Source organism: Halomonas sp. M1, assembly GCF_029581375.1.
Lineage (GTDB): Bacteria > Pseudomonadota > Gammaproteobacteria > Pseudomonadales > Halomonadaceae > Vreelandella.
The window spans coordinates 336,440-359,282 of the sequence record NZ_CP121119.1; the positions used below are offsets into that span (position 1 = coordinate 336,440).

Here is a 22,843-nt window from a genome sequence, read left to right on the forward strand (position 1 = left end):
TGCGCTCAAGGAATATTTGAATGCCCATTGTGACACTGCCTGATGGCAGCCAAAGAACGTTCGATACACCGCTTTCTATTATGCAGCTTGCTGAATCCATTGGCCCTGGTTTGGCCAAGGCCTGTGTGGCTGGCAAGATTGATGGTGTATTGGTTGATGCCGCTGATTTAATTGAGCAAGATGCTGAAGTGGCGATAATTACCGCTCGCGATCCGGAAGGTCTAGAGATCATCCGTCACTCTTGCGCGCACCTGATTGGGCATGCGGTTAAGCAAATGTACCCTGAAGCCAAAATGGCGATAGGGCCGGTCATTGAAGATGGTTTTTACTACGACATTGAGTTTGGTCAATCGGTTACTCCAGATGACCTTGAGGCCATCGAAACGCGCATGCGTTCATTAATTGAACACGAGTACGATGTAGTGCGCGAGTACGTTGATCGCGACCAAGCAATGTTGGCTTTTTTGCACCGTGATGAGCCTTATAAGCAAGAAATTGTTCGTGATATCCCCGAGGGGGCGACCATTCGGTTGTATCACCACGAAGAGTATGTCGATATGTGTCGCGGCCCGCACGTGCCGAATACTCGTCATTTGAAAGCCTTTAAGCTGACTAAGTTGGCGGGTGCTTATTGGCGTGGTGACGCTGCTAACACTATGCTGACCCGTATTTACGGCACTGCATGGGGCGATAAAAAACAGCTGAAGGCCTACTTGCAGCGGCTTGAAGAGGCTGAAAAGCGCGATCACCGCAAGTTAGCGCGTAAGATGGACTTGTTTCATCTGCAAGAAGAAGCGCCGGGGATGGTGTTTTGGCACCCTAATGGCTGGACAATGTACCAGGCGTTAGAAGATTACATGCGCAAGATTCAGCGCGAGCATGGTTATCAAGAGATCAAGACGCCTCAAGTGGTTGATTTGTCGTTGTGGAAAAAATCTGGCCACTGGGGGCACTACAGTGAGCTGATGTTCACGACAGAGTCGGAAAAGCGCGAATACGCGGTTAAGCCAATGAACTGTCCATGTCACGTTCAGGTGTTTAATCAGGGGCTAAAGAGCTACCGGGATTTACCACTGCGTTTGGCAGAGTTTGGCAGCTGTCACCGCAATGAGCCTTCAGGCTCGTTGCACGGTTTGATGCGCGTGCGTGGCTTTACTCAAGATGATGCCCATATTTTCTGCACAGAAGCGCAAATCCAAGCAGAGGCTGAAGCATTTATCGCACTAACGCTGCAGGTATACAAAACACTCGGTTTCGATGAAGTTGAGCTTAAGCTATCAACGCGTCCCGAGGATTTCCTGGGCGAAGCTGAAATGTGGGATCGTGCAGAGCAGGGGCTTGAAGCCGCGCTCAATGCGACGGGGCTCAAATGGGAGCTTCAGCCGGGTGAAGGCGCTTTTTATGGGCCTAAAATTGAATTTGCTCTACGTGATTGCCTGAATCGTGTTTGGCAATGTGGTACTCTTCAGCTAGATTTTAATTTGCCAGGGCGTTTGGGAGCGCAATACGTCGATGAAGACGGTACGCGAAAAACTCCTGTAATGCTTCACCGTGCAATTTTAGGATCCTTTGAGCGTTTCTTAGGCATCCTAATTGAGCACTATGCGGGTGCGATGCCACTTTGGTTGGCGCCTCAGCAAGCAGTTTTGATGACAATTACGGACGCACAGCGTGACTATGCGCTCAAATTAGAGCATCGACTGCAAAAAAATGGCTTACGGGTCAAGGCGGACTTGAGGAACGAGAAGATCGGCTTTAAAATCCGTGAGCATACGTTACAGAAAGTTCCCTATCTCCTTGTGGTGGGAGATAAGGAAGTAGAAGCTGACTCAGTGGCCGTGCGAACTCGCAGCGGCGAGAACCTCGGCACTATGACGGTTGATGAATTCATTGAGCGTTTTAGTGAAGAGCGAGCAGCCCTGGCGACATCGTCAATTGCCTAAGGAGACGGAGCGATCAAGCGAAGCAATCAGCGCGGGCGTCCACAAGACAAACGCCCACCAATGAACGAGCGAATTACCGAAGAAGAAGTACGTCTAATTGATGCTGAAGGTGAGCAGTTGGGTGTTGTGCCCACCACCGAAGCTCTTGAGCGTGCAGAAGCTGCTGGTTTAGACCTCGTGCAAATTTCGAATGCCGATCCTATCGTTTGTAAGATTATGGATTACGGCAAATTTGTTTTTGAGACGAAGAAGCAAAAAGCGGCTCAAAAGAAAAAGCAGAAGCAAATCCAGGTGAAGGAAGTTAAATTCCGCCCTGGCACCGACGAAGGCGATTATCAGGTCAAGCTTAAAAACCTGACGCGCTTTTTAGAAGGTGGTGACAAGGGCAAAGTCACATTGCGCTTCCGTGGTCGTGAAATGGCGCACCAGGACATTGGCCGCAAGCTAATGGAACGGATCGCGGCAGACCTGGAAGAGATCGGAGCGGTTGAGGCTTTCCCGAAAATGGAAGGCCGCCAGATGATCATGATTATTGCCCCGAAAAAGAAGTGATCCAACGGCGAAGTTAACGGGCCAGCGTGTAAACGCTGGTCGGCCCTGGGTTTTCTAAAAAATATCGAGCGGAGTTCTCTCATGCCGAAAATCAAAAGCAACAGCGGCGCTGCTAAGCGCTTTAAAAAGACCGCTAATGGCTTTAAGCACAAGCAGTCTTTTCGTAGCCACATCCTGACCAAGAAGTCGACCAAGCGTAAGCGTCAGCTGCGTGGAATGAAGCAGATTCATGCTGCTGATAAAGCGCTGATCCAGCGCATGCTGCCGAATCTGTAAGGTCGAATTATCTTATCTGAGTGCATATTGCCTCAGACTTAATGTCAGGAGTGTGTTATGACCCGTGTTAAGCGTGGCGTAGTTGCCCGTCGTCGCCATAAAAAAGTATTGAAACAGGCCAAAGGTTACTACGGTGCCCGTTCGCGTGTTTTCCGCGTAGCCAAGCAGGCTGTTATCAAAGCCGGCCAGTATGCTTACCGTGACCGCCGTAACCGTAAGCGCCAGTTCCGTGCGCTGTGGATCCAGCGTATTAATGCTGGTGCGCGCATTAACGGTATGTCTTACAGCCGTTTTGTTGGTGGCCTCAAAAAAGCCGGTATTGAAATCGACCGTAAAGTATTGGCCGATCTGGCGGTACACGAAAAAGCAGCGTTTGCTGCCATCGTGGAAAAAGCCAAGGCTGCCCAATAAGGTTTTTCGCGCTGAGTTAGATCAGTGTGAAATGCCCGAGGTCATTTCAGTGTGACCCAAACAGGGGAAGAGCAGCCGCTCTTCCCCTGTTTTTTTGTCACCTCCCTATGCCACACCATCTTTGGATGGAAACCGCTTAATTCGGAGTGAAACGGATGGATCACCTTCCTACTCTGGTATCAGAAGCTCGCGAAGCCATCCAGGCGGCGCCGAGTGTCTCTGCGTTAGATGAGTTACGAGTACGTTATTTAGGTAAAAAAGGCGATGTTACTGCCTTGTTAAAAGGCTTGGGTAAGTTATCCGCAGAAGAGCGTCCTGCCGCTGGCGAGCGTATTAACCAAGCGAAGCAAACTCTTTCCGAAGAAATTGATAAGAAGCGGCATGAGCTAGAAACCGAGGCATTGAACGCACGGTTAGCGGCAGAGCGGATCGACGTTACGCTACCGGGTCGTGGCCAGGCAGAGGGTGGGTTGCACCCCGTTACACGAACGCTTGAGCGTATCGAGAGTTTATTTACCCGTATTGGGTACGATGTGGCGGTAGGGCCTGAAATTGAGGACGACTACCATAATTTTGAAGCCCTCAATATTCCCGCTCACCACCCTGCGCGTGGAATGGCAGACACGTTCTACTTTGATGCTACGCGCTTGTTGCGTACGCATACCTCGCCGGTGCAAGTACGCACAATGAAAAGCAGTGAGCCGCCGATTAGGATCGTTTGTCCTGGACGGGTATACCGAAGCGACTCCGACCTAACGCATACGCCCATGTTTCATCAGGTAGAGGGCCTGCTCGTTGACGAGGGTATAAGCTTTGCAGACTTGAAAGGAACTATTGAAGATTTCCTTCAAGCGTTTTTTGAGCGTGACGACCTCTCTGTGCGTTTTCGTCCTTCCTACTTTCCGTTTACTGAGCCTTCGGCAGAAGTCGATATTCAGTGCGTCATGTGTAGTGGTAATGGTTGTCGCGTCTGCTCCCATAGCGGTTGGTTAGAAGTAATGGGCTGTGGAATGGTGCATCCAGAAGTATTCCGCCACTCGGGAATTGATACTGAGCGCTACACCGGTTTTGCTTTTGGAATGGGAGCGGAGCGTCTAGCCATGCTGCGCTATGGGGTGAATGACCTGCGCCTGTTTTTTGAAAATGATTTGCGCTTTTTACGTCAATTCTCCTAACGCCGCCGCCAAAGACAGGAACGAATATGAAATTTTCAGAACAGTGGCTGCGTGAATGGGTATCTCCGCAGTTGGATACGCAAGCGATTGCTGATCAAATCACCATGGCTGGCCTAGAAGTTGATGCGGTTGCGTCGGTTGCATCAGCATTCAGTGGCGTTGTTGTGGCGGAAGTGCTTACCAAAGAGAAGCACCCTGATGCTGATAAGCTTAACGTTTGTACGGTTAATGATGGTACGGGCGAGCCAGTTCAGGTGGTATGTGGGGCGCCTAATGTCGATGTAGGTCAGAAAATTCCTTTCGCCCAGGTAGGGGGTGTACTGCCGGGGGATTTTAAAATTAAAAAAGCCAAGCTGCGTGGCGTCGAGTCACGGGGCATGGTTTGCTCTGCTTCTGAATTGGGGTTGGAGGAGGAGGTCTCTCCAGGTATTTTGGTGTTGCCAGCCTCGGCGCCAATCGGGGTCAGTTTTCGAGAGTATATGCAGCTCGATGACATGACTATTGAGGTTGATCTAACACCTAACCGCGGTGACTGTCTTAGTATCAAGGGGCTTGCCCGAGAAGTGGGCGTCTTAAACCGACTGCCGGTGAGTGGGCCTACTATTCAACCAGTAGTTGCCAGTGTCGATGATACTTTCTCTATTAATGTTGATGCGCCCGAGCAGTGCCCGCGCTATGCAGGGCGGATCATTAAAGGCGTCGACGTTACCGTTGAAACGCCGCTTTGGATGGTAGAGCGCCTGCGCCGTAGTGGCGTTCGATCCATCGACCCAGTAGTAGATGTTACTAATTACGTTATGCTGGAACTTGGTCAGCCCTTGCATGCGTTTGATCGCGATAATTTGCAAGGTGGCATCACGGTGCGTTTGGCCCAAGAGGGTGAGCGGCTAACGCTGCTAGATGGTCAGGACATCGCGTTGCGCCCTGAAACGCTGGTGATAGCAGACAATAGTGGCCCCTTGGCGATGGCCGGCATTATGGGTGGGGAGAATTCAGGTGTTAGTAAATCCACTCATACTATTTTCCTAGAGTCGGCGTATTTCACGCCTTTAGCGATTGCGGGAAAAGCCCGCTCCTACGGTATGCATACTGATGCATCGCACCGTTTTGAGCGTGGTGTTGACCCTGAGCTTGCTGGTGTGGCCATTGAACGCGCTACGCAGCTGTTAATCGACATTTGTGGTGGACAGGCAGGTCCTGTGACAGAGGCGGTTAGCAAGCCGCATATGCCAGCATTGCGGGCGATTTTTCTGCGAGAAAGCCGGTTGGAGAGTGCCCTTTCAAAGCATCTGGCTGCCGATGATGTGACCGATATTCTTCAGCGGCTGGGGTTAGAGGTAGATAAGCAGGCTGAAGGCTGGTCGGTGACAGCCCCCAGTTGGCGGTTTGACTTGGCTATCGAAGAGGATCTCATCGAAGAGATTGCTCGTATCCATGGCTACAATAACCTGCCTGTACGACGGCCTGCGGCACGGTTAGCGTTGCGGCCTGCTAACGAGGCAACGCTGACCCAAAGGCAGCTGCGTAATCAAATGGTTGCGCGTGGCTTCCAAGAAGCGGTTACCTATAGCTTTGTAGCACCTGAGCTACAGGCGGCTATCTTGCCTGATGCGGTTTCTCCAGTGCTAGCCAACCCGATCTCATCTGATTTGTCAGTGATGCGCGCAAGCCTATTTCCTGGGCTAGTCCGTGCGCTAGAACACAATCTTAACCGCCAGCAGACACGGGTGCGTTTATTTGAGACTGGCTTGGTGTTCAATGGTCATCTAGACAATCTCGCCCAAGTACCCATGATGGGGGCGTTAGTGTGTGGCTCCCGTGAGGCTGAAGGCTGGAGTTGTGCTAAGTCGTCGGTTGATTTTTACGACTTGAAAGGCGACCTGGAAAGTCTGTTGACACTTGGGGGGAATCAGCACGCGTGGCGTTTTGAGCCAGCAGCGCATCCGGCGTTACACCCAGGCCAAAGTGCGCAGCTGCTGCATAATGGCGAGCCTGCTGGCTGGATTGGCACTCTTCACCCGCAGGTTCGGGCAACGCTGGGGCTAAAAGTCGATGCGGTGCTCTTTGAAGTACGCCTTGATGCCCTTAGTGAAGGGCGTATTCCTGCTTTTGAGCCGTTATCACGTTACCCAGAAGTGCGTCGCGATTTAGCCTTTATGCTAAGCCAAGAAGTGCCGGTTCAGGCATTGCTAGACTGTGCCCAGGCCGAGGCAGGCGATTACTTGAAAGACATTAAGCTATTTGATGTCTATGCTGGTAAAGGGGTTGCTGACGGCTTCAAGAGTATTGCGTTAGGCTTGACCTGGCAGCATCCATCGCGCACGCTAAACGATGAAGAAATCAATCAGTTGGTCGATTCAATCGTGACACAAGTGCGTGTCAAATTGGACGCTGAACTGCGCGGCTAACCAGTACATGCCATGACGCGACGCTTATCACGTTCTTGGCAATGCGTTTGCTACAAGGAGGAGCCTTATGGGTGCGTTGACCAAAGCAGAGCTAGCGGAGCATTTACACACAGAGCTGGCGCTGTCTAAGCGAGAAGCAAAAGCGATGGTGGAAGCTTTTTTTGAAGAGATCCGTGCCTGTTTGCGCGAGAACGAGCAGGTCAAACTATCGGGGTTTGGTAACTTCGACTTGCGCGATAAGCGCGAACGCCCTGGGCGTAATCCTAAAACAGGCGAGGAAATACCTATCTCTGCTCGTCGCGTCGTAACGTTTCGCCCTGGCCAAAAGCTGAAGCAGCAAGTGGAGCATTTCACCAGTTCACAATAGCCCTTAGCGCTTTATCCGTCTGTAGGTGAACGCAAGGCCGGTGAATGTAACCAACAAAAAAGGAGTGCCTATGGCGCTCCTTTTTTAATGCGTATGCGTTTTTTGATGCCTGTGTGTTTTTGAGTAACTTAGCTCAGCAAAATCTAGGAGGACGTTGCTAAAGGCTTTATACGCCTCGCCCCTCTATCAGCCAAGTTATCACTACCTTAAGAATATAGCCCAGCATGCCAGCGCCGAGCACCACAAACAGCATAATGGTGCCAAATTTCCCCGCATTCGATTTTTTCGCAAGATCCCAAATAATGAAGCACATGAAAATAATTAGACCGCCAACCATGATCGGCGTTATCCAAGTCTCAAAGGTTTGCTGCATGAGAACTCCTAGTTGAGGTCGCAAGAGGGCTGAAGGAGAGGCGTGCGTCATTTTTGCCAATCGTGTTAATATTTGAGCAAATTCATCAGGTATTTGTCGACTGAACAAAGCGCAGTGCGACACTTTTACAGGGGAGTGCGACGATGCCCAAGCTAAACATCTTAGTTGGAACCATGTATGGCGGCGCGTTAGATGTCGCTGAGCAAGTTAAGCCACTTTTTGAGCAGGCAGGCTACAGCGTCGATATTATTGAGCAGCCCACCTTAAATGATGTGACCGGTAGTGATGGGGTTTCCCTGTTTTGTGTCTCCACGACAGGAAGTGGTGATTTTCCAGGTAACTTTGTGCCTTTTGTTCGCTCTTTGCGCGACCAAAGTCCTTCGCTAACGGCCTTGCGCTACGGCCTGATTGCGTTGGGCGATAGCTCCTACGGAGAAACGTTCTGTGGTGCAGGTAGGGCCCTTGATGCGTTGTTGGAAGACCATGGTGCGATGCGCCTAGGCGAACGGCTTGAGGTGGATGCAATGGAGACCTTTATGGCAGATGATGCCGCGCTGCCCTGGGTAGAAGAGTGGATTGATGCTCAGCAGCTGAAGGTTGGCTAGCGATGCAGAGGATCCCTTACTCTCCCGAACGGGTTAGCGTCGCTATTGGACTGTGTCTTGTCATGCTGTCCGCTTTGCCGCGCTATGCGGCAGGAGGGCATGAGTCGCGCCAGACACTGCTTTTGATAGCCTTAGTCTTCGTCGCTAGTGCTGCCGTGTTACAGTGGCGGATGCTATCTGTGACTGCGCGCCAAGGCTTGCCGAAGCTCATTATGCGGTTGGCTGTAATGATGGTATTCGGAGCACTAGCCATGGGAAGCTGGCATGCGCTATTTACTGACTGGATCAGTTGGCAGGTCTTTATTTCTCATGCTGCCACCGCTGGCTTGCTGCTACATGCCGTTAGTTTGTGGTGGTTCAGGCGTGAAGAGTGAAAAATGAGATGAGTGGTTAGTTAAAAATAGCTACATTCGAACGAATAGAGCAGCGTTTCCGCTCAAAGTGACGTTTTAAGCACGGTATTTAAGGGTTATTCCCTTGTAATTGATGGTTCTGACCCCATCTTGCGAGCATGGCGCTTGCCACCATGCGCTAGGGTTCTTAAAATCGCCCCTTGAACTTATTATACGCAATCAACACAACGCCCAGCCGCTAGAGGACAATTCATGCAAGTTTCCGTCGAGACGACCTCCCAGATCGAACGCCGTATCACAATTCAGGTGCCGGCTGCCGAAATCGACGAGGCCGTCAGCGCTCGCTTGAAAGACACTGCGAAAAACGTTCGCTTGAATGGTTTTCGCCAAGGCCGGGTGCCGATGGCTGTAGTTCGTCAGCGCTACGGCGATAGTGTACGTAATGAAGTGGTTGGCGAGGTAATGCGTGAGCGTTATGTGCGCGCAATCACTGAAGAGGGTCTTAACCCTGCAGGCTTCCCGCAGATTGAGCCGAAAGTTAATCAAGCGGGTAAAGACCTTGAGTTTGTTGCACTGATGGAAGTTTACCCTCAGGTTGAATTGGCTTCGATTGAAGGTGTCGAAGTTGAGCGTCCTGTGGTGACCGTCAGCGATGCAGATGTCGATGAAATGATTGACACGCTGCGTAAGCAAAACGCCGGGTGGGAAGAAGTGGATGCCGCCGCCGCTGATGGCGACCAAGTGACCATCGACTTTCAGGGTTTCCTGGGCGATGAGCCATTTGAAGGCGGAAGCGCTGAAGGTCATGCCCTTGTTATCGGTTCTAACAGCTTTATACCCGGCTTTGAAGAGCAGTTGATTGGCGCTAAAGCAGGTGAAGAAAAAACCATCAGCGTTACCTTCCCTGACGACTATCAGGCTGAGCATCTTGCCGGTAAAGAAGCGACGTTCAAAGTCACCGTCCACAAAGTTAGCACCCAGAAGCTACCTGAGGTTGACGCTGAATTTATCGAGCGTTTTGGTGTGGAAGGCGGTGACGAGACCCAGTTCCGTGCTGAAATTAAGAAAAATATGACCCGTGAAGCGGCTCAGGCGGTTGATAACCGCGTCAAGCAGCAGGTATTGGATGCGCTGAAAAACGCTAATGAAATCCCTGTACCTAGCGCCTTGGTTCAGCAAGAGACGGATGGTATGAAGCGTCAGGCTGCCCAGCAGTTTGGTTTAGGCGAAGATTTCGACGTTAGTCAGCTGCCCAACGAATTGTTTGCAGAGCAAGCCAAAGGTCGTGTTCAAGTAGGCCTGTTGCTGGCGGAAGTTATCAAGGCTAACGAGCTAGATGCTGATGATGATGCCATCAAAGCTAAGGTCGAAGAGTTGGCTGAACAGTACCAAGATCCATCAGAGGTTGTTAGTTACTATATGGGTAACGAACAGCTAAAAACCCAGGTGAAGTCTGCCATTCTTGAAGAGAAGGCGGTAGAGAAGCTGCTGGAGCAAACCAATGTCAAAGACGTTGAGATGTCTTATCAGCAAGCGCTAGCGGCTGCTCAACAGCAGGCTGAACAAGATGAGAACGCTGAAGAGGGCGAGCAGGCAAGCGCCTGATCTCATTGAGTAGCGCACCTTTAACGGGTGCGCTTTTCCCTTACCGGACGCAAGGAATCACCCGAATGAGTGAATTTGATATTCAAAACGCCGGCGGTTTAGTGCCCATGGTGGTTGAGCAGAGCGCCAAAGGGGAAAGAGCCTACGATATTTATTCACGTCTGCTAAAAGAGCGTGTCATCTTCCTGGTAGGCCCAGTAGAAGATTACATGGCGAATTTGGTCGTCGCGCAGCTGTTATTTCTTGAGTCGGAAAATCCTGATAAAGATATTCATCTCTATATCAACTCGCCAGGCGGCTCTGTGACAGCGGGTATGTCAATTTACGACACCATGCAGTTTATCAAGCCTGACGTTTCTACCGTATGTATCGGTCAAGCGGCCAGCATGGGTGCGCTGCTGCTGACAGCCGGTGCGGCTGGCAAGCGCTACTGCTTGCCCAACTCTCGGGTAATGATCCATCAGCCGCTAGGTGGTTATCAGGGGCAAGCGTCGGATATTGAAATCCACACCCGTGAGATATTGGGTATCCGCGAGAAGTTAAACCAGATTTTGGCGCATCACACAGGCCAAGATATCGAGACAGTTGCCAGTGATACTGATCGCGACAACTTTATGAGCGCTCATAAAGCCAAAGAATATGGCTTGATTGACGCAGTGCTGGATAAGCGCCCTACATCCTGATAGCGTGATAGGATTCTGCTTTTCTAACGAGCTTTTCCGGCGGCGTAAGCCGCCGCAGTGATAGAGGTACGCGAATGGCCGACGGCAAAGGCAAGGACGAAGGTGGTAAGCTGCTTTACTGTTCGTTTTGCGGTAAAAATCAAAACGAAGTACGTAAACTAATTGCAGGCCCGTCCGTATATATCTGCGATGAGTGTGTCGACTTATGTAATGACATCATTCGCGAGGAAGTTCTCGAAGCCGATGCCGAGAGCGATGAGGAGCGTTTACCTACGCCCCGCGAAATACGTCACACATTAGACGACTACGTTATCGGGCAAGATCGCGCCAAAATGGTGCTTTCTGTAGCGGTTTATAACCACTACAAGCGCTTAAAAGCAGACGTACGTGATGGCGATGTGGAGCTAGGTAAATCTAATATTTTGCTCATTGGTCCTACCGGTAGCGGTAAAACGCTGCTAGCAGAAACCATGGCGCGGCTATTAAATGTGCCTTTCACCATTGCTGATGCAACAACATTAACGGAAGCAGGCTACGTGGGTGAGGATGTCGAAAACATCATCCAGAAGTTGCTCCAGAAGTGTGATTACGACGTCGAAAAAGCTGAGCGCGGAATTGTCTACATCGATGAAATAGATAAAATTTCACGCAAATCTGATAACCCATCCATCACACGGGATGTATCAGGTGAAGGTGTACAGCAGGCGCTGCTTAAGCTAATTGAAGGTACGACCGCCTCTGTGCCGCCGCAAGGTGGCCGTAAGCACCCGCAGCAAGAGTTTGTTCAGGTAAACACGGGTAATATTCTGTTTATCGTAGGTGGTGCGTTTGCTGGTTTGGATAAGGTTATTCGTGATCGCGCTGAGAAAGGCGGCATTGGCTTTAACGCCAGCGTGAAGAGTAAAGAGTCCTCGCGTGGTGTTGGCGAGCTGCTTGCGGATGTTGAGCCAGAAGATTTAGTGAAATTTGGGTTAATACCCGAATTCGTAGGTCGACTTCCGGTAATAGCAACGCTCACCGAGCTAACCGAAGATGCACTGGTACAGATTCTGACCGAGCCCAAGAACTCGCTTGTGAAGCAGTATGCCAAGCTCTTCGAAATGGAAGATGTCACACTTGAATTTAGGGATGATGCACTGCGCTCAGTGGCGGCTAAGGCAATGGAGCGTAAAACCGGTGCCCGTGGTTTGCGCTCTATTCTTGAGTCTGTCCTGCTTGACACTATGTATGAGATTCCTTCGCTGGAAGGTGTCAGCAAAGTGGTTATTGACGAGTCTGTAATTGCAGGAGAAAGTGAGCCACTGTTGCTCTACTCCCAAGAGGAAGCTCGCGTTGATGGCACTGACGGCTAGCCAGTTGGCTTGCACTGCGGCCTAGCATATGTCGCTTGTGTTGAACCAGGGGGTCGCCTAGGCGACCCCCTGCTATTAGGCATAATACATTTTTGTGGCATGCTTTTAGTTATAGTGCTTTTACATAGTGTTCTTGTACAATGTTTGTGCAAGTGCTTTTCATGCTGTGAGGTGCTTGTTCAAGTACCCTTAAAGTACACATCCGATTTTGAGGAACGTCTGCGATGCAGCAGAACGCCGAACAGACACAATGTCTACCCCTGTTGCCACTGCGGGATGTCGTTGTTTACCCGCAAATGGTCATCCCTCTTTTTGTTGGCCGTGAAAAATCTATCCAAGCCTTGGAAGCGGCGATGGAGGCCGACAAGCGTGTACTGCTGGTGGCTCAGCGCGAGGCTTCTCAGGATGATCCGGACAACGCAGACCTTTACGCCATGGGGACTGTGGCGGATATTATGCAGTTGCTTAAATTACCAGACGGCACCGTAAAGGTGCTTATTGAGGGTAGTTTTCGAGCTGATGTTGTCACTATTGAAGAAAATGAAGCAGGTTATACTCAGGCCCATTTAGTGGCGCGTGAAAGTGAACCGCTTACCAGTCGCGAGCAAGAAGCGCTGGTGCGCGTGCTGCTAAATCAATTTGAGCAGTACGTAAAACTATCCAAAAAAGTCCCCAACGAAGTTCTTAACTCCCTTTCGGGGATTGAAGACCCGAGCCGTTTGGTGGATACCATCTGCGCTCATTTGTCGCTGAAAATTGGTGACAAACAAGAGCTATTAGAGATGGATCGTGTGCGGGATCGCATCGAACATCTGATGGCGCTAATTGAGTCTGAAATCGATTTGCTTCAAGTCGAGAAGCGCATTCGTTCTCGCGTCAAAGAGCAGATGGAAAAGACCCAGCGTGAGTACTACCTGAATGAACAGATGAAAGCCATCCAGAAAGAGATGGGTGAGCTGGATAATGTTCCTAATGAGACGGAAAAGTACGAGCAGGCCATCCAAACTTCAGGTATGCCCAAAGAGGCGGCTGAAAAAGCGACTCAAGAGCTTAATAAGCTTAAGATGATGGCAACTAACTCCGCCGAAGCTACTGTCGTGCGGTCTTATCTGGACTGGCTAATTGCTGTTCCCTGGAAAAAGCGCACTCGGGTAAAGCATGACTTGGTAAAAGCTCAGCAAGTGCTTGATGAGGATCACTACGGCCTGGAAGAGGTCAAGGCGCGTATACTGGAGTATTTGGCGGTACAGAAGCGCGTACGCAAGATGAAAGGCCCTGTGCTGTGTTTGGTGGGGCCGCCTGGTGTGGGTAAGACTTCTCTGGGGCAGTCCATTGCGCGAGCGACCAATCGTAAATATGTGCGTTTGGCGTTAGGGGGGGTGCGCGATGAATCAGAGATTCGTGGCCACCGGCGTACTTATATCGGGTCGCTACCCGGTAAATTGATGCAGCGAATGAGTCGTGCAGGTGTGAAGAACCCGCTATTCTTACTTGATGAAGTGGATAAGCTGGGCATGGATCATCGTGGTGACCCCGCGTCAGCGCTTTTGGAAGTTCTCGACCCTGAACAAAATAATAGCTTTAGTGATCATTACTTAGAGCTTGATTACGATCTCTCCGAAACGTTGTTTATCTGTACGGCCAACTCGATGAATATCCCTGGTCCGCTGCTTGACCGTATGGAGATTATTCGTCTGCCGGGTTACACCGAAGATGAGAAGCTGGCCATCGCCAAACGCTACTTGTTGCCCAAACAGCTGGAAGCTAATGGCCTCAAAGATGCAGAGCTGGCACTGCAGGATGACGCGTTATTAGAACTAGTGCGTTACTACACGCGTGAAGCGGGTGTGCGTGAGTTAGAGCGCCAAATCGCAAAAGTATGTCGAAAGGTGCTGCGCGAACGTCTAGAGGCGGAGCGGGTCTCTCAAGAGCAGAAAGGTGGCAAATTACAAGCGGGCCAAGTGCTGACCGCTGAAGAGATCGAAGCCTATGCGGGTGTACGCCGCTATAGCTACGGACTAGCTGAGAAAGCGAACCAAGTGGGGCGTGTAACTGGGCTTGCCTGGACCTCCGTGGGAGGGGAGCTGCTCAATATTGAGTCTGTGGTGACGCCTGGTAAAGGCCGCATTAATAAAACGGGTTCGCTTGGCGACGTGATGAAAGAGTCGGTCAGCGCTGCTCAAACGGTGGTCAAGGCGCGTGCGCATGAGTACGGGATCGACCCCCAGCGGTTTGAGACCGAAGATCTTCATATACACGTTCCGGAAGGTGCGACACCGAAGGACGGACCAAGTGCTGGTATTGCCATGGTGACAGCGATTGTCTCGGCCTATACTCAGCGTGCGGTGCGCTGTGATGTTGCCATGACAGGTGAGGTTAACCTGCGTGGAGAAGTATTGCCTATCGGCGGGTTAAAGGAGAAATTGCTGGCAGCTCGTCGCGGTGGTATAAAGACCGTCTTAATTCCTGAGGAAAATCGTCGAGATCTCAAGGAAGTACCGGAAAATATCAAAGGTGCACTTGATATTCGTCCCGTACAATGGATAGATGAGGTGTTAGCGGTAGCGCTTGTGAACAATCAAGTCGATGAAGGTGCCTCGTTAAAAGGTACTGATAAGTCTTTTAGTTCGAATGCCGTAGTCAGCACGCATTAAGCATTAGGGCTCTTTGGAGCTTTAATATTACGTAATAAGTTTGCCCATTGCCGTGTGCAAAGGGCATTCTGCGGCTCGGTCGCTTGACAGGTGTTTCAAGGCATTGCTATAAAACGCAGCTATGCTTTGAGGTTGTAGTACCCGGTGATCGCGCCGTTCAGAGCCATTTTTTGAAACAGTTAAGGGGTGAAGTGTGAATAAGTCCGAGCTGATTGAAGCTATTGCCGCGTCTGCTGATATTCCTAAAGCAGCGGCAACCCGCGCATTGGATGCCATGGTGGAGTCTGTCACCGATAGCCTCAAAAAAGGCGAGAGTGTTTCACTGGTAGGCTTTGGTACTTTCGCGATTAAAGAGCGCGCTGCACGTACAGGCCGGAACCCACAAACGGGTCAGCCAATTCAAATCAGCGCTGCTAAGGTTCCCAGCTTTAAAGCCGGAAAAGCGCTGAAAGACGCCGTCAACTAATTGGCGCATTTGTTGTAATCTAATGGGCGCATCGCATCCGCGATGCGCCCATGTTATTTTCTAGCCCGTTATTTGGGGCGATGGTTTTTGCTGTAATAATCTGAGGCTAGCATGCTGCAAAGTATTCGAGATGGCTCCAGAAGCTGGGGTGCCAAAATAATCATCGGTGTTATGGTGGCTGCCATGGCACTGTTCGGTATTGAGTCGCTGTTCAGCGTATTTGGCAGTGATCCTAATGAAGTAGCAAGCGTCAATGGCGAGCCGATCATGCGTCAGCAGGTTGAGCTTGAGGTTCAGCGCGCATTACGCTCTGGTCAAGTGCCGCCAGAACAAGAGCGTGCTTTGCGTAATGAAATGCTTGATCAGCTGATTACTCAAAAGCTGTTGACCCAGTATGCAGAGGATGGCGGGTTCTATGTGTCGGATGCCCAGTTGGACCAGATGATTATTGGTCTACCTGAATTCCATGATCAGGATGGCCGCTTCTCATCTGAAGTTTTTCGTAACCGTTTGGCCGGAGCGGGCTATACACCGCTCTCATTCCGAGAAGAGCTCCGGGTAGATATTAAGCGCCAGCACCTTCAGCAAGGTTTAGCATTTAGTGACTTTAGCTTAGCCAGTGAGCAGGAGCGTTTGGCAGAACTGCAGCGCCAGCAGCGTAGCTTCCGTTATTCAATGCTAAGTGCCGATGATGTTGAGCTAGACATCCAAATTACTGAAGAGCAGATGCAGGCGTATTACGATGCCAATCAGTCACGCTTTGAGCGTCCCGAACAGGTGCGTGTTGAGTATGTGATGATTGATCGTCAGGAAATGGCTGCGGGACGTGAGGTCGATGAAGATGCCTTGCGTGCGGCATGGCGCGAACAGAATCGAAGCGCTGATCGCCAAGTGTCCCATATTATGGTGACGTTTGGCGGAGATCGCAGCCGTGAAGAAGCCCAGGAACGCGCGGAGGAAGCGTTGCAGGCTTTGGAAGAGGGAGATACCTTCGCTGAAACGGCTTTACGCTACTCCGACGATACTGCCAGTGCAGAAGAGGGTGGCGACTTAGGCGTGATTAGTCGTGGTTTCTTTGGTGATGCCTTTGACGAGGCTGCTTTTGCGCTGAGCGAAGGTGAAACGTCTCAGCTGGTAGAAATGGACGGCGCTTTCCATATTTTGCAGGTGACTGGCATAGCAGCGCCAACGTTTGAAGAACAGCGCGATGCGCTTCAGCAGGAAGTAGCGCTGCGTGAAGTGAACGATGATTTTAATCGCCAGGTTCAGCGCTTAATTGACGAAAGTTTTGCGGCTGATGATCTGGAAAGCGTAGCAGATGACCTTGGCTTGATGCTCAATCAGACAGACTGGTTAGCCCGTGGCGAAGGCGAGGGTGCGTTATCCGAACCGGGAGTGCTGGATGAAGCATTCAGTGCTGACGTGCTTGAAGAGGGTTATAACAGCGAAGTGATCGAACTTGACGACGATCGTCGTCTGGTACTTCGCGTCGCCGAGCATCGTGAACCTACCCGTCTAGATTTGGATGATGTGCGCGACGAAGTCGAAAGTGCTGTCGCTGCACAGCAGCGTCAAGAAGCGCTTCAGGACGAGGCTGCGCGTATTATTTCAGCGCTAGAGTCAGGTAACGATGTAGATGTTTCATGGCTTGAGGCTGCTAATGTATCGCGCCAGTCTGATACTACATTGCCACAAGCGCTGGTGCAGGAGGTGTTTCGCATGCCTCGTCCTCAAGAAGGGCAAAGTATCTATCGTTCGATAGCGTTACCGCAAGGTGTGGCGGTGGTCGCATTGGACAGCGTGTCTACCGGAGAGGTGGATGAGCAGATAACCTCTTTTGTGGCGCAAATGGCCGAACAGCTTCGCTCGCAATCAGTCATCCAGGGGTTGATTGATGACCTGCGCAGTAATGCTGATATTGAGCGATAAATACTCAATAGCACCAAGACTAAATAGCTCTAAAACTGAAAAAGCCGATCATGTGATCGGCTTTTTTACTGCATTTTTTTACTGCTACTAACGATAGCTATGGCGGGGAGTGCAGTGCGAACTGGCGAAGCACGGGCATGGCATGGTGTTCAGGTGTTTGCTCAATGATTACATCCCAACCGTGCTGGTTATCCCAGTCACCGAGAACAAACCGTTTAGCCGGCACGTCCTCCACCGTTATGTCATGCACTTTCGGGCGGTGTGTATGGCCGTGAATCATGGTCGATACGCCAAAACGTGCCATCAGCCGCACTACTTCATCATGGGTAACATCCATGATCTCTTCAGCCTTGTTAGCGTTAGCATCCCCCGACTGCATGCGTAAGCTTTTAGCGAGCTCAGAGCGCTGTTCCAGGGGAAGCGCTAATATTTGCGCTTGCCACTGTGGGTCCCGAGACTGTTGGCGAAACGCCATATAGGCCTCATCTCTCGTGCATAAGCTATCGCCATGGAGAATGAGCACGGGTACACCTTGAAGCTCAACTGCCTGGGCTTCGGGTAGTAGGTTCCCCTGGCAGGCATTAATAAAGCGCTCCCCGATTAAAAAGTCACGGTTGCCATGCAGGAAGTTGACGGCCGTTCCATTGCTGCTGAGTGCTCGTAACCGCTGGATTACGTCATGGGCGATTACGCTCAGGGGGTGCGGCGTGTCGAGCAGGTCATCGCCGATCCAAGCATCAAATAGGTCGCCCAAAATATATAGGGCGTCTGCCCCCGTGGCAGTTTGTTCTAAATAGCGATAAAACCCTTGGTTAATCTCAGGTGTCTCGCTACTCAGGTGCATGTCGGCTACCAACAAAGTACGCATAAGACTCCCGGCGTTTTATTCTGCTTCTTTCACGTACGCACGCTCAATGATCACATCTTCAGCGGGTACGTCCGCATGCATGCCGCGGCGGGTAGTGTTAACGCCTTTGATAGCGTTGACTACGTCCATTCCGTCGACCACTTCACCAAATACAGCGTAACCCCAGCCTTGAAGGCTCTTACCGCTATGGTTTAGGAAGCTATTGTTGCCCACATTAATAAAAAACTGTGCAGTGGCAGAGTGTGGGTCTTGGGTGCGCGCCATAGCGAGCGTGCCTTCGGTATTTTGCAGGCCGTTATCGGCTTCGTTTTCAATAGGGTCGCGGGTCGGCTTTTGATTAAATTCTTGGTCGAAACCGCCGCCCTGAACCATGAAACCATCGATGACGCGATGAAAGAGCGTGCCGTCGTAAAATCCTTCGCGCACATATTGCTCAAAGTTAGCAGCGCTAACGGGCGCTTTTTCATGATTAAGCGCAATAGTGATGTCACCGTGGTTGGTCTGTAATACGATCATAGATAAATTCCTGTTCAATAAAGGCGTTCGCCTTGGCGCTGTGCATCGGCGTCACGTTATAATAGCGGTTTTGCCCGGCGCCGCGAAGCGCTAACCCTATTAGCGTAGGCATCGGTTGCCTAGCACGCCATCCACCATGAGGTTATCAACACCACCATGACCAACGAGACCACCCCAGCGCCGAACTTCATCCGCAATCAAGTACGCGACGAAATTGAGGGCGGCCAGGTCAGTAAAATTGTCACGCGCTTTCCCCCCGAGCCTAATGGCTTTCTGCATATCGGTCACGCTAAGTCGATCTGCCTAAATTTCGGGTTGGCGGAGCAGTTGGGTGGTGAGTGTCACCTACGTTTTGACGACACCAACCCGGCGAAAGAAGAGCAAGCGTATATTGATGCCATTCAGGAAGATGTCAGTTGGCTGGGTTTTGAGTGGGCTGGCCCGGTACGCTTTGCATCAGATTACTTCGACCAGCTCTATATCTGGGCGCAGCACTTAATCCGTGAGGGTAAAGCGTATGTTGACGATTTATCGCCGGACGAAATCCGTGAATATCGCGGCACCTTAACCGAACCTGGCAAGCCAAGCCCTTACCGCGAACGTAGCGTCGAAGAGAACCTTGATCTCCTTGAGCGGATGCGTATCGGCGAGTTTGCAGAAGGTGGAAAAGTGCTGCGCGCTAAAATTGATATGGCGTCTCCCAATATTAATTTGCGTGACCCGATCCTCTATCGCGTTCGGCACGCCCACCATCATCAAACTGGGGATAAGTGGAAAATCTACCCCTCTTACGATTTTACCCATGGCCAATCAGATGCTATCGAGGGCATTACCCACTCAATCTGCACGTTGGAATTTGAAGATCACCGCCCGCTTTATGAGTGGTTTTTAAACAACCTTCCAGTGCCAGCGAAACCGCGCCAAATTGAGTTCGCCCGCCTGAATCTTGATTACACGCTAACCTCTAAGCGCAAGTTGAAGCTATTGGTTGACGAGCACATTGTCGATGGGTGGGACGACCCGCGTATGCCGACAATTTCCGGTATGCGCCGTCGTGGCTACACACCAGCCTCAATTCGTAAGTTCTGTGAAATGATCGGTGTTACCCGGGCTGATGGTGGCTTAGTGGATATCGCCATGCTGACCCATGCGATTCGCTCAGACCTTGAGGACAATGCTCCGCGTGGTATGTGTGTGCTAAAACCGCTTAAGGTGGTGTTGACCAACGTTCCGGAAGACCATGAAGAAGTCTACGAAGTGCCGGGACATCCCGCGCGGGATGATATGGCCGTGCGTAAAGTGCCGTTTGGCCGCGAGCTTTACATCGACCATGATGACTTTATGGAAGATGCCCCTAAAAAGTTCTTCCGCCTAGCGCCGGGGAAAGAAGTGCGGTTGCGCAATAGCTATGTGATTCGCTGCGATGATGTGATTAAGGACGCAGCGGGCGAGGTGAGCGAGCTGCAGTGCTCAGTAGATTTCGATACCCTGGGCAAAAACCCAGAAGGGCGCAAAGTGAAAGGCGTCATTCATTGGGTGAGCGCGGCCCACGGTGTGCCCATGGAAGTTCGCTTGTATGAAAACCTGTTCTTAGTTGAGCAGCCGGATCGTGACAAAGATGTCGACTTCCTAGAGCACCTCAATCCTGAGTCTCTGACGATTTGTCAGGCGATTGGTGAGCCTAGTTTGGCCGATGCCGCCCCCGAAGATCGTTTCCAGTTTGAGCGGATGGGGTATTTTTGTGCCGACCGTCACGCCTCCAAACCAGGACAGCCGGTGTTTAACCGGACCGTAGGATTAAAAGATAGCTGGGCGAAAATCAAACAGAAGGGTTAAGGAATAGTCATATGCAGATTTACAATACGCTGACACGCCGCAAAGAACCGTTTACCCCGCTCGTCGCGGGTAAAGTAAGCATGTATGTCTGTGGCATGACGGTGTATGACTATTGTCACCTTGGTCACGCACGAGTCATGGTGGCCTTTGATGTAATTACCCGCTATCTTCGCCATCGAGGTTACGATGTTACCTACGTTCGCAATATCACCGATATAGACGACAAAATCCTTAAGCGCGCTGACGAGAACGGAGAAACGATCAGCGCGCTGACGGAGCGTATGATTGATGCAATGCACGATGATGAAGCGCGCCTAAGCGTGCTGCCACCGAGCAGGGAGCCACGCGCTACGGGGCATATTGGCGATATCATCGCGATGATCGAAACACTCATTGATAAAGGCTTTGCTTACCCTGCTGAAAATGGCGATGTCTATTACCGAGTGCGGAAATTTGCGAACTACGGCAAGCTGAATAATCGTCAGCTCGACGATATGCGCTCGGGCGCACGGGTGGAAGTGGATGTTCATAAAGAAGATCCGCTCGACTTCGTGCTATGGAAAGCCGCCAAGCCTACTGAGGCACACTGGCCCTCGCCATGGGGAGATGGGCGTCCTGGCTGGCATATCGAGTGCTCTGCCATGTCGACCTGCTGCTTAGGTGATACTTTCGATATTCACGGTGGCGGTCCCGACCTCACGTTTCCTCACCACGAAAATGAAATTGCCCAGTCTGAGGCGGCTACCGGCAAAACCTACGTTAATACGTGGATGCACGCAGGCGCTGTGCGGGTTAATCAGGAAAAGATGTCAAAATCCTTAGGCAACTTTTTCACTATCCGTGACGTGCTGGCAGAGCACGATCCAGAGGTTGTGCGTTATCTGTTAGTCGCCAGCCACTACCGTAGCGCGATTAATTATTCGGTGGATTCACTGGTTGAGGCACGTAAATCGTTGACGCGGTTTTATACGGCACTGGAGGGCGTAGAGGTACAGGAAAGTGTAGGTGAAGAGCTACAGCAGGCGCCAACCAGTGAGGGCGCGTTTATCGCCAGCAAAGAAGAAGTTGCTGCTTATAGCGAACGTTTCACGACGGCGATGGATGATGATTTCAACACACCTGAAGCACTGGCAGTGCTGTTTGATTTAGCCCGTGAGGTTAACCGTGCGAAAGGTGAGTCCCCTCAAAAAGCGCTGCTTCTTGCACTTGAGCTTAAGCGTTTAGCCAGCGTGCTGGGCTTGCTACAGCAGTCGCCCGACACCTTTTTAAAGGGGGCGCAGCAGCACGGCGTTGCGCTAAGCGAGACCGAGATTGAAGCTAAAATTGCCCAGCGCAAAGAGGCTAAAGCCAGTAAAGATTTTGCGCAAGCAGACGCGATCCGCGACGAGTTGGCAGCGCTTGGTATTATTCTAAAAGACTCTCGGGAAGGAACCACGTGGGTTATTGAAGCGCCTCAATAAAATCCCAACGTTCAGACGCCGCGAGAGCGGCGTCTGACTTCAACGCAGATGGCTCTTATACTGAAGTGACTGCAAAAGCCGCTTATGAAAAGGACAACTAAGATGCGCTATGTCATGAAGCCTATACTCGCCGCTGGCTTATCAGCACTGGTTTTCTCGGCGGCTAACGCCAGTGATCCGGTTGTCGTTTCTTCCAAGATAGATACGGAAGGATCGGTGCTGGGTGAGTTAATCATTCAGACCTTAGAACGTAACGATATTGCTACTCAAGACCGTTTGCAGCTTGGGGGCACTAGCGTAGTACGTAGTGCGCTACAAGCCGGCGAAATTGATCTTTACCCTGAATATACCGGTAACGGTGCATTTTTCTTCGATATGACCGATAGCCCGGTGTGGAACAGTGCTGAAGATGCCTACCAAACGGTTAAAGAGCGTGATGCGGAGCAAGGGCTTGTCTGGCTGCAGCCCGCGAGTGCCAATAATACCTGGGCGATGAGTGTTCGAGAAGATGTGGCCACAGCTCATGAGCTGGTCACCCTGGACGATCTTGCCGAATATTTAGCCGAAGGTGGAGTGTTTAAATTTGCCGCCAGCGCGGAGTTTGTCGAATCTGAACAAGCGCTTCCGGCCTTTCAAGAAGCCTATGGGTTCGAGCTAAGCGGCGATCAATTGCTAGTGCTATCCGGCGGTAACACGGCAGCGACAATGCGCGCCGCTGCGCAGCAAACGAGTGGTGTCAATGCGGCGATGACCTATGGTACTGATGGTGGTTTGAGTGCGCTTGGCTTGGTGGTGCTGGAAGACTCCAGAGGTGTACAGCCGGTTTATCAACCCGCCCCGGTTGTGCGCGCAAGCGTCTTAGAGGCGCATCCCCGTATTGAAGCGCTGCTTAACGATGTGTTTGCGACGCTAGATTTAGTCACGCTGCAGTCCTTAAATGCTGACGTAGCGGTTAATGGCTTATCGCCTAACCAAGTGGCACGTGATTACCTTGATAGCTTGGATGACTAA

General features: G+C 51.2%; 21 protein-coding genes. 18 read left to right on the forward strand and 3 right to left on the reverse strand.

What is annotated here, in order from left to right:
* The first annotated feature begins 20 nt into the window (after positions 1-20).
* From thrS to P8S54_RS01550, 7 genes are all read left to right on the forward strand, one after another.
* The gene (thrS, locus tag P8S54_RS01520) at positions 21-1,943 is read left to right on the forward strand and encodes a threonine--tRNA ligase (RefSeq protein WP_281442936.1); all 1,923 of its coding nucleotides are present in this window, start codon (positions 21-23) and stop codon (positions 1,941-1,943) included.
* 12 nt (positions 1,944-1,955) lie between these two features.
* On the forward strand, positions 1,956-2,495 hold the full coding sequence (gene infC, locus P8S54_RS01525) for a translation initiation factor IF-3 (RefSeq protein ID WP_082429671.1): 540 nt from the start codon (positions 1,956-1,958) through the stop codon (positions 2,493-2,495).
* An 81-nt stretch (positions 2,496-2,576) separates the two neighbouring features.
* On the forward strand, positions 2,577-2,771 hold the full coding sequence (gene rpmI / locus P8S54_RS01530) for a 50S ribosomal protein L35 (protein WP_009097609.1): 195 nt from the start codon (positions 2,577-2,579) through the stop codon (positions 2,769-2,771).
* A gap of 57 nt (positions 2,772-2,828) precedes the next feature.
* On the forward strand, positions 2,829-3,182 hold the full coding sequence (gene rplT, locus P8S54_RS01535) for a 50S ribosomal protein L20 (RefSeq protein WP_009097607.1): 354 nt from the start codon (positions 2,829-2,831) through the stop codon (positions 3,180-3,182).
* A 155-nt stretch (positions 3,183-3,337) separates the two neighbouring features.
* Positions 3,338-4,357, forward strand: a complete 1,020-nt coding sequence (pheS, locus tag P8S54_RS01540) for a phenylalanine--tRNA ligase subunit alpha (protein ID WP_281442937.1) — start codon at positions 3,338-3,340, stop codon at positions 4,355-4,357.
* Between the two features lie 26 nt (positions 4,358-4,383).
* Positions 4,384-6,765: a phenylalanine--tRNA ligase subunit beta gene (pheT, locus tag P8S54_RS01545; RefSeq protein WP_281442938.1), complete on the forward strand. Its 2,382-nt coding sequence runs from the start codon at positions 4,384-4,386 to the stop codon at positions 6,763-6,765.
* 67 nt (positions 6,766-6,832) lie between these two features.
* Positions 6,833-7,132, forward strand: a complete 300-nt coding sequence (locus tag P8S54_RS01550; RefSeq protein WP_009097598.1) for an integration host factor subunit alpha — start codon at positions 6,833-6,835, stop codon at positions 7,130-7,132.
* A gap of 166 nt (positions 7,133-7,298) precedes the next feature.
* Here P8S54_RS01550 and P8S54_RS01555 read toward each other — a convergent pair whose 3' ends face one another.
* Positions 7,299-7,505: a DUF2788 domain-containing protein gene (locus tag P8S54_RS01555; protein ID WP_009097597.1), complete on the reverse strand. Its 207-nt coding sequence runs from the start codon at positions 7,503-7,505 to the stop codon at positions 7,299-7,301.
* A 143-nt stretch (positions 7,506-7,648) separates the two neighbouring features.
* Between P8S54_RS01555 and P8S54_RS01560 the strand changes: the two genes are divergently transcribed.
* The 8 genes from P8S54_RS01560 (at position 7,649) to P8S54_RS01595 (ending at position 17,152) form a co-directional block, all read left to right on the forward strand.
* Positions 7,649-8,110, forward strand: coding sequence for a flavodoxin domain-containing protein (locus tag P8S54_RS01560; protein WP_009097596.1), 462 nt, complete (start codon positions 7,649-7,651; stop codon positions 8,108-8,110).
* 2 nt (positions 8,111-8,112) lie between these two features.
* Complete coding sequence (locus P8S54_RS01565) at positions 8,113-8,484, forward strand: hypothetical protein (RefSeq protein ID WP_035540216.1); 372 nt, start codon at positions 8,113-8,115, stop codon at positions 8,482-8,484.
* A 231-nt stretch (positions 8,485-8,715) separates the two neighbouring features.
* Positions 8,716-10,068 carry a trigger factor gene (gene tig / locus P8S54_RS01570; RefSeq protein ID WP_281442939.1) on the forward strand — a complete coding sequence of 451 codons (1,353 nt, stop codon included), beginning with the start codon at positions 8,716-8,718 and terminating at the stop codon, positions 10,066-10,068.
* A 65-nt stretch (positions 10,069-10,133) separates the two neighbouring features.
* On the forward strand, positions 10,134-10,751 hold the full coding sequence (gene clpP, locus P8S54_RS01575) for an ATP-dependent Clp endopeptidase proteolytic subunit ClpP (protein ID WP_009097587.1): 618 nt from the start codon (positions 10,134-10,136) through the stop codon (positions 10,749-10,751).
* A gap of 74 nt (positions 10,752-10,825) precedes the next feature.
* Positions 10,826-12,103, forward strand: coding sequence for an ATP-dependent Clp protease ATP-binding subunit ClpX (clpX, locus tag P8S54_RS01580; RefSeq protein ID WP_009097586.1), 1,278 nt, complete (start codon positions 10,826-10,828; stop codon positions 12,101-12,103).
* Between the two features lie 224 nt (positions 12,104-12,327).
* Positions 12,328-14,757 carry an endopeptidase La gene (gene lon, locus P8S54_RS01585; RefSeq protein ID WP_281442940.1) on the forward strand — a complete coding sequence of 810 codons (2,430 nt, stop codon included), beginning with the start codon at positions 12,328-12,330 and terminating at the stop codon, positions 14,755-14,757.
* Between the two features lie 193 nt (positions 14,758-14,950).
* Positions 14,951-15,223: an HU family DNA-binding protein gene (locus P8S54_RS01590; protein WP_007114333.1), complete on the forward strand. Its 273-nt coding sequence runs from the start codon at positions 14,951-14,953 to the stop codon at positions 15,221-15,223.
* Positions 15,224-15,334: 111 nt separating this feature from the next.
* A complete protein-coding gene (locus P8S54_RS01595) occupies positions 15,335-17,152 on the forward strand; it encodes a SurA N-terminal domain-containing protein (RefSeq protein WP_281442941.1) in 1,818 nt (605 codons plus the stop codon).
* Positions 17,153-17,249: 97 nt separating this feature from the next.
* Here P8S54_RS01595 and P8S54_RS01600 read toward each other — a convergent pair whose 3' ends face one another.
* Complete coding sequence (locus tag P8S54_RS01600) at positions 17,250-18,020, reverse strand: UDP-2,3-diacylglucosamine diphosphatase (RefSeq protein ID WP_281442942.1); 771 nt, start codon at positions 18,018-18,020, stop codon at positions 17,250-17,252.
* A 15-nt stretch (positions 18,021-18,035) separates the two neighbouring features.
* Positions 18,036-18,536, reverse strand: coding sequence for a peptidylprolyl isomerase (locus P8S54_RS01605; RefSeq protein ID WP_009097579.1), 501 nt, complete (start codon positions 18,534-18,536; stop codon positions 18,036-18,038).
* A gap of 156 nt (positions 18,537-18,692) precedes the next feature.
* Between P8S54_RS01605 and P8S54_RS01610 the strand changes: the two genes are divergently transcribed.
* From P8S54_RS01610 to P8S54_RS01620, 3 genes are all read left to right on the forward strand, one after another.
* Complete coding sequence (locus tag P8S54_RS01610; protein ID WP_281442943.1) at positions 18,693-20,372, forward strand: glutamine--tRNA ligase/YqeY domain fusion protein; 1,680 nt, start codon at positions 18,693-18,695, stop codon at positions 20,370-20,372.
* An 11-nt stretch (positions 20,373-20,383) separates the two neighbouring features.
* Complete coding sequence (gene cysS, locus P8S54_RS01615) at positions 20,384-21,832, forward strand: cysteine--tRNA ligase (protein WP_281442944.1); 1,449 nt, start codon at positions 20,384-20,386, stop codon at positions 21,830-21,832.
* Positions 21,833-21,934: 102 nt separating this feature from the next.
* Positions 21,935-22,843: an ABC transporter substrate-binding protein gene (locus P8S54_RS01620; RefSeq protein WP_281442945.1), complete on the forward strand. Its 909-nt coding sequence runs from the start codon at positions 21,935-21,937 to the stop codon at positions 22,841-22,843.

Coding starts and splice junctions, on each gene's coding strand:
- thrS (WP_281442936.1), top strand. CDS start 21: ATGCCCATTGTGACACTGCCTGATGGCAGCCAAAGAACGTTCGATACA.
- rpmI (WP_009097609.1), top strand. CDS start 2,577: ATGCCGAAAATCAAAAGCAACAGCGGCGCTGCTAAGCGCTTTAAAAAG.
- rplT (WP_009097607.1), top strand. CDS start 2,829: ATGACCCGTGTTAAGCGTGGCGTAGTTGCCCGTCGTCGCCATAAAAAA.
- pheS (WP_281442937.1), top strand. CDS start 3,338: ATGGATCACCTTCCTACTCTGGTATCAGAAGCTCGCGAAGCCATCCAG.
- pheT (WP_281442938.1), top strand. CDS start 4,384: ATGAAATTTTCAGAACAGTGGCTGCGTGAATGGGTATCTCCGCAGTTG.
- P8S54_RS01550 (WP_009097598.1), top strand. CDS start 6,833: ATGGGTGCGTTGACCAAAGCAGAGCTAGCGGAGCATTTACACACAGAG.
- P8S54_RS01555 (WP_009097597.1), bottom strand. CDS start 7,505: ATGCAGCAAACCTTTGAGACTTGGATAACGCCGATCATGGTTGGCGGT.
- P8S54_RS01560 (WP_009097596.1), top strand. CDS start 7,649: ATGCCCAAGCTAAACATCTTAGTTGGAACCATGTATGGCGGCGCGTTA.
- P8S54_RS01565 (WP_035540216.1), top strand. CDS start 8,113: ATGCAGAGGATCCCTTACTCTCCCGAACGGGTTAGCGTCGCTATTGGA.
- tig (WP_281442939.1), top strand. CDS start 8,716: ATGCAAGTTTCCGTCGAGACGACCTCCCAGATCGAACGCCGTATCACA.
- clpP (WP_009097587.1), top strand. CDS start 10,134: ATGAGTGAATTTGATATTCAAAACGCCGGCGGTTTAGTGCCCATGGTG.
- clpX (WP_009097586.1), top strand. CDS start 10,826: ATGGCCGACGGCAAAGGCAAGGACGAAGGTGGTAAGCTGCTTTACTGT.
- lon (WP_281442940.1), top strand. CDS start 12,328: ATGCAGCAGAACGCCGAACAGACACAATGTCTACCCCTGTTGCCACTG.
- P8S54_RS01595 (WP_281442941.1), top strand. CDS start 15,335: ATGCTGCAAAGTATTCGAGATGGCTCCAGAAGCTGGGGTGCCAAAATA.
- P8S54_RS01600 (WP_281442942.1), bottom strand. CDS start 18,020: ATGCGTACTTTGTTGGTAGCCGACATGCACCTGAGTAGCGAGACACCT.
- P8S54_RS01605 (WP_009097579.1), bottom strand. CDS start 18,536: ATGATCGTATTACAGACCAACCACGGTGACATCACTATTGCGCTTAAT.
- P8S54_RS01610 (WP_281442943.1), top strand. CDS start 18,693: ATGACCAACGAGACCACCCCAGCGCCGAACTTCATCCGCAATCAAGTA.
- cysS (WP_281442944.1), top strand. CDS start 20,384: ATGCAGATTTACAATACGCTGACACGCCGCAAAGAACCGTTTACCCCG.
- P8S54_RS01620 (WP_281442945.1), top strand. CDS start 21,935: ATGCGCTATGTCATGAAGCCTATACTCGCCGCTGGCTTATCAGCACTG.